This is a genomic window from Shewanella sp. Isolate7 (assembly GCF_022398425.1).
Taxonomy (GTDB): domain Bacteria; phylum Pseudomonadota; class Gammaproteobacteria; order Enterobacterales; family Shewanellaceae; genus Shewanella.
In genome coordinates this window covers 77,608-93,750 of record NZ_JAKEVJ010000008.1, presented here as the reverse complement: position 1 = coordinate 93,750, position 16,143 = coordinate 77,608, and the positions used below count along the sequence as shown (strand labels likewise).

Here is a 16,143-nt window from a genome sequence, read left to right as displayed (position 1 = left end):
GACGCGCTATCGTGCCACAAGGCTGATGAAGAAGCTGGGGCTAGTGAGCTGCCAGGTGCCGCAACATCGCTACAAAAAGGCAGACAAGGAGCATGTCGCCATCCCTAATCTCCTTGACCGCCAGTTTGCTGTGACGGCTCCCAATCAAGTGTGGTGTGGCGATGTGACCTATGTGTGGACAGGAAAACGATGGGCTTACCTTGCCGTTGTTCTGGACTTGTTTGCACGWAAACCKGTGGGGTGGGCGATGTCATTTTCGCCCGATAGTGCGCTAACAAGCAAGGCACTAACCATGGCCTTTGAGGCGCGAGGAAGGCCGAAAGRCCTAATGTTTCATAGTGACCAAGGAAGCCACTATACCAGCCGCCGCTTCCGCCAACAGCTCTGGCGCTATCATATTAAGCAGAGCATGAGTCGACGAGGAAACTGCTGGGACAACAGCCCGATGGAGCGCTTCTTTAGAAGCTTAAAAACAGAATGGATACCGATGACCGGCTATCGGGATATCGGTGAGGCTAAGAGTGAAATTTCGCGATATGTGACGGGGTATTACAGTCAGCTGAGACCACATCAATATAACGGTNAGTCGACGAGGAAACTGCTGGGACAACAGCCCGATGGAGCGCTTCTTTAGAAGCTTAAAAACAGAATGGATACCGATGACCGGCTATCGGGATATCGGTGAGGCTAAGAGTGAAATTTCGCGATATGTGACGGGGTATTACAGTCAGCTGAGACCACATCAATATAACGGTGGGCTGACACCCAATGAGTCAGAGCGAAGATATTGGCTTGAATACAAAACCGTGGCCAATTTTAGTTGACCACTACAATCGTTCTCACATAACGCCCGCATAACCAGTGAGTGCTGCTGGGGTGGTTTTTGCCCGCGGAGCGGATCAGCAAAAAAACGCCACAGCAGTACGAATCCGAGTTTATGCGCTTGTTATGTGATTTTTTTAAGCTTGATGCCGAATTCATTTTCTTTAAGCTGTGCGTGAAACAAAGGAATTGAATTACCAACAAGTTTTTTTACAATATCTATATCCATCTCAGATGCACGAGCCCCAAAAGTTATCGATAATATTTTTCCAGGGATCGGATATACTTTACCGCCATCAGACTGAAAATTTCTCCACTCTCTTTCATAACTCCAATGCTCAGATTTAGTATATAAAACACGCATCAGAGAGTTATCATGACCATCTTTTGAAAGTAACGATTTAACGTTCATTGAAGGATAACTTTTCGTATATGCTACCTTTCTGGTTGCTTTTGGATCGCCTAATTCATTTGAATCGGTTCGCTCTAACTCAATACAAACTCCCTTATGATCATCGGCATAGTGAGACCACATTAGAATGTCTTTTTCATCTTCAGCCAAAGATAGAATACCAAAATCTTTAATCTCGTCTTTAAAGGAATCAATTTCAGCGGTTAAATCTTTTCTTGTGTATGCAAGAATCTCATTTGAAACTTCGTTAGGAAAAGCCTTTTTGATTTTATTCAGATCTTTAGATTGGACTATTGCCGACGAGTTCTTAAAAGAGCATTGTGTATCAAATGGATCATTAAATGACTCTGGCTTCGGATAATAAATTCTATTATTTGCGATAATATCCAAAGTGTATTGATTTAACGGCTTATATTTAAACAGTGATTTTATTTCTGGATTTTTCATTTACTGCAGATTCTCGACTATATCCTAATCACATAACGCCGCCAGCAGGGGCGCAGTTTACTGCGTCCCTCTGGCTGGCTTTGTGTACGCCCAGCACTGTAGGATCCCCTCATAATTCATACCCCCAGCAGCCGTAAATGAGTGATAATTCAGCCAGCTTCCTGGCAGCATGGAGTAGGTCATCGGCTGACATTGGGTATCTGTCTCGTCGTCGCATCAGCTCTTTTCCCATCCGCACTATCGATAACACATTACGTTTCTTCACCGTATTGGCCTGGAAATGTCGTTGCAATTGCTTCGCTTCACCAAAGAGTCCCACCCACCAAAATACCAATTGCACCAGCAAGGCTATCAATAGCAGGATATCCATACCCCCAGCAGCCGTAAATGAGTGATAAYTCAGCCAGCTTCCTGGCAGCATGGAGTAGGTCATCGGCTGACATTGGGTATCTGTCTCGTCGTCGCATCAGCTCTTTTCCCATCCGCACTATCGATAACACATTACGTTTCTTCACCGTATTGGCCTGGAAATGTCGTTGCAATTGCTTCGCTTCACCAAAGAGTCCCACCCACCAAAATRCCAATTGCACCAGCAAGGCTATCAATAGCAGGATATCCATTCTTGCCGCATCACGTGTTCGGCTGTGGCGTAAACCAAATCCGTAAGCCGGACTTTTTAAGTCCCTAAAAGTCTCTTCTATCTGCATTCGCTTTTGGTAAAGATTRACCAGTTTCTTRGGTGGCATGGCTTCCATCGTGAGGTTGGTCACCAGTGCCCAAGGCTCTTTTGCCGTCAGCTCATAGGTCCATTGGGCGGTATGATGACAGTCGGTCGTCGTACTGCGCTGACCTTTACGTCCTTTACCTCGTGCCTTAAACAATACCATCTCACAGAGCAAAGGCTTCTTGACCGATAAGGCTACCCGACCAACATACTTGGCGCGGCTACTTGCTCTGGCATAGAGCGCTTTAAGTGAACATTGACGGCGTCGTACTGCGCTGACCTTTACGTCCTTTACCTCGTGCCTTAAACAATACCATCTCACAGAGCAAAGGCTTCTTGACCGATAAGGCTACCCGACCAACATACTTGGCGCGGCTACTTGCTCTGGCATAGAGCGCTTTAAGTGAAMATTGACGGCCAAAGGGATGAAGGCGATAAACACTCAATCCTCTAGCCCGACCGAGCCAGTACCAACCAARTTGCTCCACCTTTCTAAACCAGGGATTACGAAACCCTGCATCGGTGACTATCAGCGGGGTGACGTTTGCAGGTAACACCCGATGAAGCTCCTTGAGAAACTGATTATGAGCAGTTTGAGTTCCTTGCAGCGCTAAGGGAAATGTTCGCTCATAAAGGGTGATTGAACGCCCCTTAATGGCGATAGAGGCCCTCAGGGCAATGAGTTCGCGCCCTTCACGCATATCAGACCAATCCACCAAAACAATGGGCATGGTGTGCTGTGTCAGTAACCACTTAGCATGCCATTGGTAGACCGCTAGTCTCTCGTGATGAAGATGATGGTTGCCGAGCAACCTGTCGATGGTTTGCGCATGAGTTCCATCAATATGACGACCTAAAGCGGTCAATGTAAGACGGTCTGAATCAATGAGAGCCCGGCAGGCAACCATGAGGGTATTTAGACGCTTTTGGTGAATTTCTGGGCAATGTTGATAGAGAGATTGATGTAAGATAGTTAACGCTTGCACCTTGGAAGTCCGTGATTGGTTTTTGTTTGCGCTTAATCAGATCACATTCCAAGGTGCAAGTTCACTCTAATCTCATGATTTATATCAAAGTTATCAGGGGATTCCTCAGCGCTCAATCATGGTGACTTGCAAACCAAGCTAGCGAGCACCAAGGTGTCTCGCCCTAGTCCTATAGTGCCGTCGACGCCCCTCGGGCTAAGGCCTTATTTGAAACCAAAGGGCTTAGCTTAGTCGGAAGCAGATATCTGCCACACGCGATCACATCTATCGACCAAATGAGCCCTACATGAAATCAATGTGAATAGGTTTAACTTCTTAACATGTGACTAATACTACGTCTAAGGGTTCTGCTTGATACCCAACAAGTAATACCGACAATCATTAGCGTACAAGTGATCAGACTTATCCCCAACAAGAAAGGCTGCATTAACGAAATGCCGAGTAACTTCATGCTATAGCCATCTAGGCTAAAAAGTAACAATACTGCACATACTCCAGCTATACCCGCCAACACTATATTCAACCTAATGGTTTGCACGACTAAATTAGCCTTACGACCACCTAATGCAAGTAAAACCGCCCATTTTATTTGCTGCACTTTAGCGGCAAAATAAAAGCGATAATACAATGTAAACATCACCAACAAGCAAATTAATAGCGCCATCACACAGGAGGTAACAAACAATAATCGTCCTGCTGAGTCGGTATTGATGATCTCTTGATTTAATTGCCCAGCATATTGATAAGACAAGGCGCTGGATTGCAATTTCGCCCAATCATTCAAATGTGACTCGACTAAGCGAATATTCTCACCCTTACTGTATATCACTGGCGCAAGACGATGAGCAATCAAAGGGTTTTGCGTGCTTAAATGCAAATAGATAACGGGTCTAGGCGCCTGATTAATCCCAAAATGAAGTTGATCTTCTATGACACCAGCCACTTTTAACTGCTTTTCGTAATAAAAGCCTGAAATCTGTAGCTCAACGCCTTTGACCCCTTGCCAATGACTTAGCCCAAGTTCCTCGGCTAATTGCAAAGCCATCGTTTGGTTAATTATCACGGAATCTGTAGTCAACGTTGCAGGAATTAGAAACGGTATCTCTAACAGATCAAAAAAGTTCGTCGACACATAAAGACTATTGATCGGTTTTGATATCACTGCTGCGCTTTGCGCTCGATAACTTAAACTTTGGGCGCCTAAATGAGTAAACCCCTCAGAAGATAATGCCACTTCATTACTTGCAACCAGCCAGTCGCCATTAACCTGTTCCGACGACAAGCTCATTGACAGTCGCCCAGTCACCTTAGGTTTAAGGCTATATAATGACTCAGAAAAACTGACTTTTTGATATTTGCTCCATTCAGATAATAAAAGCACTAAACAGAGTGTGGCAACTGACATGATTACGGTGAGTTGCATCACTAGCACAAGCTGGCTCATTAGCACTTGCGCTTTCGTCATTTGACCGACCCGTCCTCGGCTAAACTGCGTTTTTATTGCGTTAAACATAGGTATCTGTGCACAGGCCAAATATAAACATGCCGCCCCCAATACCGCTCCTAGCCACAGCCAGCTATTAAATAACAAACCTGAGTCAAAGTAAGCACGATAAACAGGTATTTTCGCCACATACTCCAGGAAGATGAAGCCTAAAAGTGGACTAACGACAATTAACATTAAAAGTGAGAGCAAGTTTTCTCTGAATAACTGCCCAAATAGATCCCACCGATCACCCCCCAGCGCTATCTTTAGCTGAATTTCTGACTGACGAACAATACTTTGCTGGGTATACACAGAAACAATGCCACTGCATACAATAAAACCAAAACAGATAAGTAAAACAAGCAATACCCAAGCCTGTTTTTGTATCAAGGCTCGTTCATTTGGTTTCAACTCGACACCATCAATCAACCAAGGCGTGTAATGACTGTCAACAAATCCACCTTCTGGCCTTGGTGTTTGGCTTCTCAATAACGAATAGGCCTGCTGCAGCTCACTGGTAACCGTTGTTCTACTTAGCAGAGCAAACCCATATCGGTTACCTTTCGTTTTGATATATAAATCGGGATTCTTGGCAAACATTGTAGGAACATCTTGAAGTAGATACCTGTCTGGCATCCATACATCAATTTTTACATCGCCAAGTTTCGCCATAGAAGTCGGTGCAAACCCCGCAATAGCTAAGGGGCGATCTTTAAAATACAGAGCTAATTCAGATACCGGCTGAGTGGTTGCATGTTCCCGCCAAAAATCTGCAGACATAACAACCTTATTCCCTTCCCACACGTCATGCGAAAAAGGTTTCGGTAGCCCCAATACATCAATCAAGCTGTCTGAGTAGAAACCAACTTTCAGGTTAGGAATATCCTGCAGCCCTACCGTCAGCATTGTTGTTTGTACTGCGACACTTGCCACAGCTGTAACCGTTGGCAAGTTCTCTAACAGCTCAATATCGTAAATCGATGTAGGTTGAAGGTTACCGTTAAAATCTTGATTGGCCACTGTTATAACAGGAGCATTTTGCATTACCCACTGGGGGCGATCGCTGTTTAGCATCCACAGTAAACTCGACACCAAACCTATTAAGCTACAGAGCAAGCAAAGGCTAACGATCAATACTAACCAAATTCCCCTTTGTCCACGCCACTTACGCCAGCCGTACAAAAGGTCAAACAGCATATTTAAACTCCTGATCACTCATTAATTGGAGCTTCCCATCAACCATGCTGTAGGCTTTCTGGCAACAAGCTGCGACAGTACTATCATGAGTAATAATCAGTACCGTCCGCCCCTCTTTATGCAAATCACATAATAGATCCATTATTTTACGCGAGTTGCTAGAGTCCAAGTTTCCTGTCGGTTCATCACATAGCAGTATGTCTGGTTGGCATATCAGCGCTCGAGCAATTGCGACTCTTTGTTGCTGACCACCAGACAGTTCGTCAGGATAAAATGAACCCCGATCGCTTAATCCCACTTTACTTAAAACATCAGCGACTCTATTGGCATATTCCGATGCCTTAATAGCGTCATTAAATCGTAATGGCACCATTAAATTCTCTGACACCGTCATATCGGCAATCAAATTAAAATTTTGAAAAACCCAACCAACATGTTGATTACGCAACTGGCTGAGCTGATATGCTGAAAGCGACCTAACATCCTGATTACAAAGATGATAGCACCCAGAATCAGCAACATCTAACAAACCGAGAATTGAAAGCAAAGTCGACTTACCACTACCAGACTGTCCTAGAATCGCGACCATCTCACCCACATCAACCTCTAGATTGACCTGCTTGAGTACATGATTATTCCCAGCTCGATGACAGAACGATTTATTAAGGTCGGTTAACTTAATGACAGCTTTACTCATCTATCTCTCCTGTGGAAAATTGCTGCCTCGTAGCAAGATGGGGAGGAACTTGTAATAAAATTTGTTCATCTTGCGCCAGCCCTTTTACCACTTGGGCTTTATCTCCGTTAATATCACCAATGCTCACATGACGAATTTCGAATTGTTGGCGCGCTTCGCTAAGCACAAATAATGAATAGTCTCTATGCCCCCTGATGACTCCGACAGGCCGGTCAACGACTAAGGCATCTTGATGAGATGCAACCTCTATGACTGCATTTACATCAATATTCGGTCGAACAGATGCGGGTAAACTCCCAGTAAAACTAATATCAATTTCAACGCTGCCATTGGTGACAGTCGGTTCAACCCGAGACACCAAACCAGGCATATCAACTCCCTTTATTGACACCTTGGCAGGCAGACCAGGGGTTACGAACTCGGCATCACTGGCGGTAATATTGATGCGAGCATAATAGCTAGACAAATCAGCAATCATGCCTACCACCAGCCCCTCATCAAGGTATCTTCCAATCTCTAGGTCATCGGCTAGCTCTGTCAACATACCATCCATACTCGCAGTAATAGATAACTGTTCCACCTCAGACGCTAACAACTCTCGTTGCTTTTTTGCCTTCTCTAGGCGGTATACTGCAGATTCATCGATCGATTTTCGCGTTTGCTTCAATGTGATTAAGCGGCTTGATTCCATTTGCAATACAGCATCTTCTTTTTCCCATGCCACTTTAGCTTTATGAAGGTCTAAAGCTGAAATAACCTGATTCTCTTTCAGTTTTTCATGTGCTGTTAGCTCTGCTTGCGCCAACGCTAAACGCACTTTCGCTAAGCGAATCATGCCCAATTGATCTTCTAAGGCTTGACGAGACTCAGCCTTAACCAACTGCAAATTAGACTGCTCTTCAAGTAACGCCAGTTCACTGGTTTCCATCGCTCGCTGCAACTTAGGGTTATTGAGCAATAATATGACCTCTCCCTTACTAACAACACTGCCTGGTTTTTGTAAAACTTCTACGATATGACCACTACTAATGGTATTGATACCTCTCTGAGTTTTCGGCACTAACTTACCGTACCCAGAAACGGTGACACTCAAAGCTGAACGACTGACCATACCAGTCGCGAAGGAAGGGGTTGATGCGGATTTTGAAAACGCCTGCTCTGCAAACAAGGTGACTAATAGTGTCAATATCGCAACGATAGCCAGCACAATGATTACAACTTTAAACGTTTGTGAGTGACTCCTGTCATCAGGGATTTCAAACATTACATAATTCCATTTATTGCAGTTATCGTCTTAATATATCGAAGCTTCACCACATTATCACTAACTTTTTTAATACACACCACAAACAATTTGACAGCAGGATTTCTTGCTGATAATTTTTGTCCCGCAGAGATATGGATGTACTGCGATTATCAATTTATCAAAAGGATTATTGTCTATGTTAAAAAATTTATTCTCTCCAGTATTTGCACTAACACTTCTATTAACATCAATCGGTGTCTCTGCACACTGCGTATCTATTGGCTCAGGTGGAGGTGGTGGCGAAATTTGTTGTAGTTCAACTGGTGGTGTTTTAGCCTGCGAAGAAAAGTAATAAATTAAAATAAATTGGAGCGAATGCTCTTATATAGGTATTCGTTCTATGCTAAACGAGCAATATAAAATGAATAAAAATTATATCTTATATTTTACTTTCGCGATTATCACCATGTTAAGCATGAATGCTAACGCAAGCGAATCCGCGCTTATAGCACTTGGGAAGGCAGAAAAAGATAGCTTTTATGCCGCGGTATCATCTCAAACTGCTACACCAGTTTTTCCGGCGCTATACATATACAACACAAAAGAACAACAATTCCTTACCAAACAACAAGTTGAAGAATATCTAGGCGCACTAGACCAAAGCGATCTTTGGCAGGAAACCCTCAAAAACTGGGTCAAAGACAGTAGTCAATTTAAAACCGACAATGCGACATTGAGCAACGCGGTACCAACTTTACAACTCGATAGGGAATATCTTATCTATTACGATAACCTACCCGCCCCAATGTTAGAGCAATTTAAAACAATGGAACCAAACTTAATTGAAAAGGATTACAAGTTAAAATCGATAATTTCAACACTCGAGAGTTCAAGAAGCTATAGCACTTATCAATAATATCTACCTGGGAGACAGGTTAAAAACTGATTTTCAACTTGCCTCTCAACCACCAAACAAGCTGGATATAAAATCCAGTAACGAAATAACAGCTAAATAGCTAGCCCTAATCAGGTGTTCAAACCTCATGTTTTACCTAAAACCACTCCTATAGATAAAATACCGATACAGTTCCGCCTGCGTGGCCCGATTAGTTGCATAGAGAGGGGAAGCGGACAATTATTATCACGCTATATTTTTAGTCTGAATCGAATCTAAATCGAAGAGATAGAATAGCCACACTCGTAGATCATTATCCAAGTTTCTATGGCTTTCTTTCCTCAATCATTTTTATTAAGGAAGATGCGAATAAGTCCCTGATGTGAGATCATAGCTACATAGTAAATCACAGCCATTACCGCCCATGAGCCAACAGTTAACTTTTGCCGATAGTGAGTTTTCCAGCAAGCGCCGCCAGACCCGTAAAGAGATTTTCTTATCTCGGATGGACAACCTATTACCATGGACTCAACTGCTGGAAGTGATTGAGCCCTTTTATCCAAAAGCGGGCAATGGTCGTCGTCCCTATCCACTGGAAACGATGCAGCCATTACCGCCCATGAGCCAACAGTTAACTTTTGCCGATAGTGAGTTTTCCAGCAAGCGCCGCCAGACCCGTAAAGAGATTTTCTTATCTCGGATGGACAACCTATTACCATGGACTCAACTGCTGGAAGTGATTGAGCCCTTTTATCCAAAAGCGGGCAATGGTCGTCGTCCCTATCCACTGGAAACGATGTTCCGCATTCACTGTATGCAGCAATGGTACAGTCTGAGTGATGAGGCGATGGAAGCTCACATTGGCGTGGATGCAAAGAGTGGCCTCACCCATACGCTGGTGACAACCGCCGCCAATGAACATGACTTGAACCAGTTGAAAAATCTGTTRCATGGCGACGAGGAATTCATCTCTGGTGATGCTGGTTATCAAGGCGCAGAAAAACGCGAAGAGCTAGAAGATACTAATGTGGAATGGCTGATAGCAGAGCGTCCCGGCAAAGTTCGGGCGCTGAAGAAGCATCCCCGCAAGAATAAAACCGCCATCAACATCGAGTATTTAAAAGCCAGCATTCGGGCGAAGGTAGAACACCCGTTTCGGATCATCAAATGTCAGTTCGGCTTTATCAAAGCACGCTATAAAGGGCTGACGAAAAATGACTCACAGTTAGCCATGCTATTCACCTTGGCGAACCTGTTTAAAGTAGACGGCTTTATCAAAGCACGCTATAAAGGGCTGACGAAAAATGACTCACAGTTAGCCATGCTATTCACCTTGGCGAACCTGTTTAAAGTAGACCAGATGTTACGACGACAGCCAAGATCTGTCTGAAATCCGGGAACAGCCTGGAATTAGGTCGAAATTCGGCGTAAAACGGCAGTATGTTGGCCAAAATTGAACACTTAGCGTTCAAAAATCAGGCGATACCTAAATTGCAGGACTTGTTCGCAGTTTCCTTAAGCCTTATCTGTGAATGGCTGTCGCTAGGGAAGGTGCGAATAAGTCCCCTGCTTGCTCTGCGTGTGCTTAAAGTGGATAGATGCTAGGCACAGTTTGCAGCGAATGGCCCTAGTCCTTCGCAAGAACTGTAACGCAGCAAATACCGCTGTAAGCCTCGCCCTGCGGGGCTTTGATAGCAACACCATTTCGGCGTTATTCAACTTCAGCAGGCCTCGGCATGCCCTCAGTTGAATGCCTTGAACTGTCGCTGCTATCAAAGCCAGAGCTGTGCGTAAAAAGCTCGAGCAACATTGGTACACTTAGGGAAGGTGCGAATAAGTCCCGTGCTTGCTCTGCGTGTGCTTAAAGTGGATAGATGCAAGGCACAGTTTGCAGCGAATGGCCCTAGTCCTTCGCAAGAACTGTAACGCAACAAACACCGCTGTAAGCCTCGCCCTGCGGGGCTTTGATAGCAACACCATTTCGGCATTATTCAACTTCAGCAGGCCTCGGCATGCCCTCAGTTGAATGCCTTGAACTGTCGCTGCTATCAAAGCCAGAGCTGTGCGNCGTGCTTGCTCTGCGTGTGCTTAAAGTGGATAGATGCAAGGCACAGTTTGCAGCGAATGGCCCTAGTCCTTCGCAAGAACTGTAACGCAACAAACACCGCTGTAAGCCTCGCCCTGCGGGGCTTTGATAGCAACACCATTTCGGCATTATTCAACTTCAGCAGGCCTCGGCATGCCCTCAGTTGAATGCCTTGAACTGTCGCTGCTATCAAAGCCAGAGCTGTGCGACGACTTGTTCGCACCTTCCTTAAATTTGTCAGAGTATGGTTATATTATGTCAATGTATGCTTTCAGCGACACATTCTGAATCGCCACCGATTTTCTAGACACTAGTTGTCTTTCATCGCGGCCTTAACGTAGACATCGAAGCGGTTCTTCTTGGTTTCGATGCGGGTGCTGGGTTTGACGCCGTCGAGGTCGTCGGCGTAGTCGGGGCGCTTGACCACCACGCGCTTGCTGGCGAGGGCCATGGCGGGGGCCAGCAGGCCATCGGCGTCGAGGTCGGCGCCCACCAGCGATTGGAACACCCGCATCTCTTTCTTCACCAGGGCAGACTTTTCCCTGTGGGGATACATAGGGTCCAGATAGACCACATCCACCTGCTCACCCAGTTCGGCCAACGCCGTCAGGCTGGAACCATGCACCAGATGCATGCGCTCACGCATCCAGGGGCCGATATCTGCATCTTCATAGGCGCGGCGCAGACCATCTTCCAGCAAGGCGGCCACCACGGGATTACGTTCAACCATGGTTACCTTGCAGCCCAGGCTGGCGAGCACGAAGGCGTCTCGCCCAAGGCCTGCGGTGCCATCGACGACACTCGGGGTCACGCCCTGCTTGAGGCCCACCGCCTTGGCTATTGCCTGGCCTCGACCGCCGCCAAACTTACGCCTGTGAGCCACTGCGCCGGTAACGAAATCCACCAATATGCCCTTGAGCTTTGGCTCGTCGCGCTTGTTTAAGATGAGACAGTTATCTTCGAACACCAGCTCGAACTGGGCGTCCTTGTCGAACACTAGCCCCCAGCGATCACACACGGCTTCCAGGGTCGGGTATTGGCGATTAAAAAAGATCCCCACAGATGCGGGCTTGGTCGATGGTGCAGTCACTTTGGCTCAATAAGTTAAGAAATAACGCCCTCATTATGCCAAAAGTGCACAGCGCTGAATATGGCCTTTGTTAGCGAGGCTTACTGCCTGCCGCTGTACCTGGACAGGCATCCCCCCTATAATCGCCCTATCAGGCTAGCGCCCTCACCATCTGGAATCTTCATGTTAAGTTATCGTCACGGCTACCACGCCGGAAACTATGCCGATGTGCTCAAGCACAGTATCTTGCTGCAAACCCTCAAGTTGATGCATAAGAAGAATAAGCCCATGGTGTATATCGATACCCACGCGGGCGCCGGTGGTTATGCGCTATCCGATGAGTTTGCCCAGAAGACGGGTGAATACTTAGAGGGCGTCGCCAAGCTGTGGGACAAGCAGGACCTGCCCGAGGCACTTAGCCAATACATAAGCGATATCAAACACTTCAATGGCTCGGACGAGCTAGAGCTGTATCCGGGCTCCCCCGCTTTTGTCGACATGAACCTAAGAGATAATGATCGCATGGTGCTGCATGAGCTGCACGGCGCCGACCATCAGCTGTTGGATGAGCAACTGGGCAGTGACAAGCAGATCAAGGTGATCAAGGGCGACGGCCTGAAGGGGCTACTTGCCGCCGTGCCGCCACTTGAGCGCCGCGGCGTTATCCTTGTCGACCCCAGCTACGAGATAAAGAGCGACTACCAGGAAGTCGCCAAGGCAGTTATCAAGGCGCACAAGAAGTTTGCCACCGGCGTCTATATGATCTGGTATCCCGTGGTGAAGCGCGAGCAGACCGAGGCCATGTTTGACCTGCTAAAGCAGAGCGGCATCAAGCGCCAGCTTCGTATCGAACAGGCGATTAGACCCGACAGCGAGGAGTTTGGCATGACGGCGGCAGGCCTTTGGGTGATCAATCCCCCCTGGCAGCTCGATGAGATAGCCAAGACGACCCTGGACTATCTGGATCCGCTACTGAATCAGGGCGGCGGCCGGGTAGAGGTCACCTGGGAAGTGGGCGAATAGCCCCCTCAATAAAGGATACTTAGAAGAAGGGCGCGCAGGGCGTGCCCTGGTGGTAGATCATCTGCCAACGCCCATCACTACACTTCCACAGCGAGGTGCGCAGCGAATAACGCTTATCCACCTCGTTTACCGGCTTAAAACAGGCGCGGTAGTTGAGCTGGACCAGATCCTCGCTCAGCAAGCGATGCTGCATATCGCTCACCCTAAATACCGGCGGTTTCTCCTTGGGCAGGCGCGCCAACACCTCAGGCTTGCCGAAACTGATTCCCGTGGCGCCCACCTCCAAAAAGTCGGCATGGATCAACTCGTCGAGCACATTGGCATCGCAGCGCACCTCTGGGCTTAGCAGCGCGAGTTCCAGTTCGATAATGGTCTGCTGCATCTTAATCACCCCAACTTCTGATAACGCTTCATCAGTATCTTGACCCGTTTCACATAGGCCTGGGTCTCCGGATAGGGCGGGATCCCCTTGTACTGAGTCACTGTGGTGGGGCCGGCATTATAGGCGGCGCAGGCCAGATCGATATTGCCGTCGAACCTTGCCAGCATCTTGGCTAAGTAGCGGGCGCCGCCGTCGATATTCTGCTCGGGGCGGTAGGGGTTCTTCACTCCCATCGCCTTGGCGGTATCTGGCATCAGCTGCATCAGCCCCATGGCACCGCTACGCGACAGGGCAAACACATTAAAGGCAGATTCGGCATGGATCACGGCGCGGATAAGTGCGGGATCCAAATCATGGGTCTTAGCCGCCCGTGCGATCAGCTCATTGTATTCCGCGCTAAACAGCGGCATCTTCTGCCAGTCGAGTGTCGAATCGGGTTTACAGGCATAGCACTCATACGACAGCACCCTGAAATCCCTGTCGCCCGGGGCATGGTCGGCAAAGGCCACCACGCCGTTAGCCTGAGTATATTGATATACCTTGATCTTGCTATCGCCCGTCTCGCTGGTGCGCGGAGCATCACTGTTATTTAAGATGCCATGCTTAGAATAGCTCGCCTTGTAGCGCGGCTTTTCCGATTGCGCCACTGCAAACGGCTGGCATAGCAGCAGGCCAAGCCCAAGACAGACCAGCTTTAGGGGAAAATGTAGAGTACGGGGCGCGGCAGCAGGCATTAAAATCCAATGTCTTGGTCGAGTTTGAGTACTTCAATCATAGCAAACAGCTGCTTCATCTCGCGGTTAATTTGGCTAAACTCGTACTCGAAGGTAGCGCCATTAAAGATGGAGCCCATCTCGAAGCGGTTATCGCCACTCTGCAACATGATCAATAACTTGTCTTCATAGAAGGCGCACTGGATCTTACCGGAAAACAGGTTGGCCAGTGACTGGAGACGCTCCATGAAACCGACCGTAAGCAGGTATCGCGCCTCGATCTGATCGCTTGAAAACACGTCAAACTGCTTCTCAAACCTGGGATCTTCGAGCTTAACCCGGCTCAGGCGCTTAAAGCTGCTGGAGAGAAAATTCACCAGGCCGCCGCGATTCTTCACCACCACGGTATGCCCCTTAAATGCCTTATGGCTGCTGAGCTGCACCATGACGCCGCGAAACACGGTTTCCGTCTCGGTACTCTTCTCACGCTTGACCTGCTTGGTTAAACACAGCTCGTTGATGGCAATCTCGACCCCTTTATAGGTGCCCTGCACATAGTCATCAAACTTAGCATTGTCATAGCCAGGCAGCAGCTTAGAGCGTTTGAGCTGAGTTAGGCTCATGCTGTGGCTGGTACTGAAGATAAAGTCATGGCCGAAGTAGCGGAAGATTTTGGGGAACACCTCACGCTTCACATCGCTTTTATAACGCTTCAGGGGGCGATAACTCCACCAGCCAAAGGGGAGGCATAAGACGATAAAGAAGACCCAGGGGACCTCGAGATAACCGGACAGGCTAAAGAGCAGGATCAGCACGGCCACGCCGAGGAGGATTGCCAGACTGGTATAGAGGCGCCCGCGCAGTGCCTTGAGGCTGGCGATCCTATGGTTTTCAAATTTACGGGTCAGAGGCTCGATATGTTCTTCATAGTAAGCCTTAAACTGACCCAGCTCATCGGGGTCTGCAAACAGACGCTGCGGTTGACGCTCCGCCTTAATCGGCGCCCCGAGGATAAAGCTTACTGGGTTCATCGAGCTATGATTCGGGTTACTTCAGGTAGTCGGATGCATCGATCGGCGTCTTCGACGCTTCATCGGCTTCGTAGAAAGGCATCACCTTAACCTTGGCCATGGAGGCGATAATGGAACCGGGGAAGATCTCCACCGCGGTATTGAGTTCAGATACGGCGGCGTTATAGAAACGTCTGGCCGCCGAGATATGCTCCTCGACCTCGCTGTAGGTGGTCATCGCCTGCACCATGGTCTTGTCTGACTTAAGTTCGGGGTAGTTCTCGACGCTTACCATCAGCTGGCCCATCTTGCTGTTGAGCTGCCCGGCCAATCCCAGATGCTCCTTGATGGCATCGGCATCGTTCAGATCATAGCCCGCAGTCACCTGAGCACGCAGTGCGGTGATCTCGGTAAGCAGCGACTTCTCGTGATCCATAAATTTCTGTGCAATCTTAAGAATATTAGGCACCAGATTGGCGCGCTTCTTCAGCTGCACATCGATACCCGACAAGGCTTCACGCACCACGTTACGCTTCTTGATCAGGCTGACATACCAGAGGTAGGTGATAATAACGACTAGGCCAAGGCCTAATAACAAACCTTCCATCTTTGAGTTCCTTCCCTATAGTTATTCTTATATCTCGTTAGTTAACGCACCAGCTTCACCGATTTTCGCGATGATTTCCAGCAATTTATCTATGGCGTTTTCACCGGCTCATTGCTGCTATATTCATCTGTTTTCAGCCTAAATGAAAATAATGACGCCATTATTTGCCGCAAGAATATCTTTTTCACCTAAGTCCATGATGTTTTACCGCTAGTTAAACGAAACAACAAGACACCAGAAAAACAAAGATAAATACCAATATAAAACAAAGCAATAAAGACAAACCAAAACCAAACCAACACAATCACCTCATCAAAGCCTAGCCATAAAGACAGGCATCA

The 16,143-nt window shown here is 47.4% G+C and carries 15 protein-coding genes and 4 pseudogenes; 6 read left to right on the top strand and 13 right to left on the bottom strand.

Features of this window, described 5'->3' with window-relative positions; all coding sequences use genetic code 11:
• Both L1D47_RS03385 and L1D47_RS03380 read left to right on the top strand, forming a co-directional pair.
• Positions 1 to 634 (top strand): IS3 family transposase (locus L1D47_RS03385; RefSeq protein WP_239882563.1); only part of this gene is annotated, 634 nt, incomplete at its 5' end.
• The gene (locus L1D47_RS03380; RefSeq protein WP_239882562.1) at positions 618 to 824 is read left to right on the top strand and encodes an integrase core domain-containing protein; all 207 of its coding nucleotides are present in this window, start codon (positions 618 to 620) and stop codon (positions 822 to 824) included. The genes L1D47_RS03385 and L1D47_RS03380, both read left to right, overlap by 17 nt.
• 122 nt (positions 825 to 946) lie before the next feature.
• Here L1D47_RS03380 and L1D47_RS03375 read toward each other — a convergent pair whose 3' ends face one another.
• From L1D47_RS03375 to L1D47_RS03345, 8 genes and pseudogenes are all read right to left on the bottom strand, one after another.
• Positions 947 to 1,681, bottom strand: coding sequence for a DUF2971 domain-containing protein (locus tag L1D47_RS03375; protein ID WP_239882561.1), 735 nt, complete (start codon positions 1,679 to 1,681; stop codon positions 947 to 949).
• A 109-nt stretch (positions 1,682 to 1,790) separates the two neighbouring features.
• Positions 1,791 to 2,051 (bottom strand): annotated as a pseudogene (locus L1D47_RS03370) (IS4 family transposase); the annotation flags it as partial.
• Positions 2,050 to 2,667: pseudogene (locus L1D47_RS21145) on the bottom strand (IS4 family transposase); the annotation flags it as partial. The pseudogenes L1D47_RS03370 and L1D47_RS21145, both read right to left, overlap by 2 nt.
• A 1-nt stretch (position 2,668) precedes the next feature.
• Positions 2,669 to 3,391: pseudogene (locus L1D47_RS21140) on the bottom strand (IS4 family transposase); the annotation flags it as partial.
• A gap of 125 nt (positions 3,392 to 3,516) precedes the next feature.
• Positions 3,517 to 3,618: pseudogene (locus tag L1D47_RS03360) on the bottom strand (class I SAM-dependent methyltransferase); the annotation flags it as partial.
• Between the two features lie 80 nt (positions 3,619 to 3,698).
• Complete coding sequence (locus L1D47_RS03355; RefSeq protein ID WP_239882560.1) at positions 3,699 to 5,951, bottom strand: FtsX-like permease family protein; 2,253 nt, start codon at positions 5,949 to 5,951, stop codon at positions 3,699 to 3,701.
• Between the two features lie 112 nt (positions 5,952 to 6,063).
• Entirely contained in the window at positions 6,064 to 6,771 is a 708-nt protein-coding gene (locus L1D47_RS03350) for an ABC transporter ATP-binding protein (RefSeq protein WP_239882559.1), read from the bottom strand.
• The gene (locus L1D47_RS03345; RefSeq protein WP_239882558.1) at positions 6,764 to 8,035 is read right to left on the bottom strand and encodes an HlyD family efflux transporter periplasmic adaptor subunit; all 1,272 of its coding nucleotides are present in this window, start codon (positions 8,033 to 8,035) and stop codon (positions 6,764 to 6,766) included. Before L1D47_RS03345 ends, L1D47_RS03350 begins: the two co-directional genes overlap by 8 nt.
• 178 nt (positions 8,036 to 8,213) lie before the next feature.
• Between L1D47_RS03345 and L1D47_RS03340 the strand changes: the two genes are divergently transcribed.
• From L1D47_RS03340 to L1D47_RS03330, 3 genes are all read left to right on the top strand, one after another.
• Positions 8,214 to 8,369 carry a hypothetical protein gene (locus L1D47_RS03340; protein ID WP_239882557.1) on the top strand — a complete coding sequence of 52 codons (156 nt, stop codon included), beginning with the start codon at positions 8,214 to 8,216 and terminating at the stop codon, positions 8,367 to 8,369.
• Between the two features lie 69 nt (positions 8,370 to 8,438).
• Complete coding sequence (locus L1D47_RS03335; RefSeq protein WP_239882556.1) at positions 8,439 to 8,933, top strand: hypothetical protein; 495 nt, start codon at positions 8,439 to 8,441, stop codon at positions 8,931 to 8,933.
• 598 nt (positions 8,934 to 9,531) lie between these two features.
• Positions 9,532 to 10,302, top strand: a complete 771-nt coding sequence (locus tag L1D47_RS03330) for an IS5 family transposase (RefSeq protein ID WP_239882568.1) — start codon at positions 9,532 to 9,534, stop codon at positions 10,300 to 10,302.
• Between the two features lie 1,006 nt (positions 10,303 to 11,308).
• Here L1D47_RS03330 and L1D47_RS03325 read toward each other — a convergent pair.
• A complete protein-coding gene (locus tag L1D47_RS03325; RefSeq protein WP_239853783.1) occupies positions 11,309 to 12,058 on the bottom strand; it encodes a class I SAM-dependent methyltransferase in 750 nt (249 codons plus the stop codon).
• A 192-nt stretch (positions 12,059 to 12,250) separates the two neighbouring features.
• Here L1D47_RS03325 and rlmJ point away from each other — a divergent pair, with 192 nt between their 5' ends.
• The gene (gene rlmJ, locus L1D47_RS03320) at positions 12,251 to 13,090 is read left to right on the top strand and encodes a 23S rRNA (adenine(2030)-N(6))-methyltransferase RlmJ (protein ID WP_239882555.1); all 840 of its coding nucleotides are present in this window, start codon (positions 12,251 to 12,253) and stop codon (positions 13,088 to 13,090) included.
• A 19-nt stretch (positions 13,091 to 13,109) separates the two neighbouring features.
• On the opposite strand, the gene L1D47_RS03315 is transcribed toward rlmJ, so the two are convergent.
• The 4 genes from L1D47_RS03315 to L1D47_RS03300 are packed head-to-tail and all read right to left on the bottom strand — an operon-like array spanning position 13,110 to position 15,802.
• On the bottom strand, positions 13,110 to 13,472 hold the full coding sequence (locus L1D47_RS03315; protein ID WP_239882554.1) for a DUF4440 domain-containing protein: 363 nt from the start codon (positions 13,470 to 13,472) through the stop codon (positions 13,110 to 13,112).
• A gap of 5 nt (positions 13,473 to 13,477) precedes the next feature.
• On the bottom strand, positions 13,478 to 14,206 hold the full coding sequence (locus L1D47_RS03310; RefSeq protein ID WP_239882553.1) for a lytic transglycosylase domain-containing protein: 729 nt from the start codon (positions 14,204 to 14,206) through the stop codon (positions 13,478 to 13,480).
• Positions 14,206 to 15,216, bottom strand: coding sequence for a DUF3137 domain-containing protein (locus tag L1D47_RS03305; protein WP_041508794.1), 1,011 nt, complete (start codon positions 15,214 to 15,216; stop codon positions 14,206 to 14,208). Before L1D47_RS03305 ends, L1D47_RS03310 begins: the two co-directional genes overlap by 1 nt.
• A 16-nt stretch (positions 15,217 to 15,232) precedes the next feature.
• Complete coding sequence (locus tag L1D47_RS03300; protein ID WP_239882552.1) at positions 15,233 to 15,802, bottom strand: LemA family protein; 570 nt, start codon at positions 15,800 to 15,802, stop codon at positions 15,233 to 15,235.
• Between the last annotated feature and the right edge of the window lie 341 nt (positions 15,803 to 16,143).

Excerpts from the sequence above, each read along its gene's own strand:
- L1D47_RS03380 (WP_239882562.1), top strand. The coding sequence starts at position 618 with ATGGAGCGCTTCTTTAGAAGCTTAAAAACAGAATGGATACCGATGACC.
- L1D47_RS03375 (WP_239882561.1), bottom strand. The coding sequence starts at position 1,681 with ATGAAAAATCCAGAAATAAAATCACTGTTTAAATATAAGCCGTTAAAT.
- L1D47_RS03355 (WP_239882560.1), bottom strand. The coding sequence starts at position 5,951 with ATGCTAAACAGCGATCGCCCCCAGTGGGTAATGCAAAATGCTCCTGTT.
- L1D47_RS03350 (WP_239882559.1), bottom strand. The coding sequence starts at position 6,771 with ATGAGTAAAGCTGTCATTAAGTTAACCGACCTTAATAAATCGTTCTGT.
- L1D47_RS03345 (WP_239882558.1), bottom strand. The coding sequence starts at position 8,035 with ATGTTTGAAATCCCTGATGACAGGAGTCACTCACAAACGTTTAAAGTT.
- L1D47_RS03340 (WP_239882557.1), top strand. The coding sequence starts at position 8,214 with ATGTTAAAAAATTTATTCTCTCCAGTATTTGCACTAACACTTCTATTA.
- L1D47_RS03335 (WP_239882556.1), top strand. The coding sequence starts at position 8,439 with ATGAATAAAAATTATATCTTATATTTTACTTTCGCGATTATCACCATG.
- rlmJ (WP_239882555.1), top strand. The coding sequence starts at position 12,251 with ATGTTAAGTTATCGTCACGGCTACCACGCCGGAAACTATGCCGATGTG.
- L1D47_RS03315 (WP_239882554.1), bottom strand. The coding sequence starts at position 13,472 with ATGCAGCAGACCATTATCGAACTGGAACTCGCGCTGCTAAGCCCAGAG.
- L1D47_RS03310 (WP_239882553.1), bottom strand. The coding sequence starts at position 14,206 with ATGCCTGCTGCCGCGCCCCGTACTCTACATTTTCCCCTAAAGCTGGTC.
- L1D47_RS03305 (WP_041508794.1), bottom strand. The coding sequence starts at position 15,216 with ATGAACCCAGTAAGCTTTATCCTCGGGGCGCCGATTAAGGCGGAGCGT.
- L1D47_RS03300 (WP_239882552.1), bottom strand. The coding sequence starts at position 15,802 with ATGGAAGGTTTGTTATTAGGCCTTGGCCTAGTCGTTATTATCACCTAC.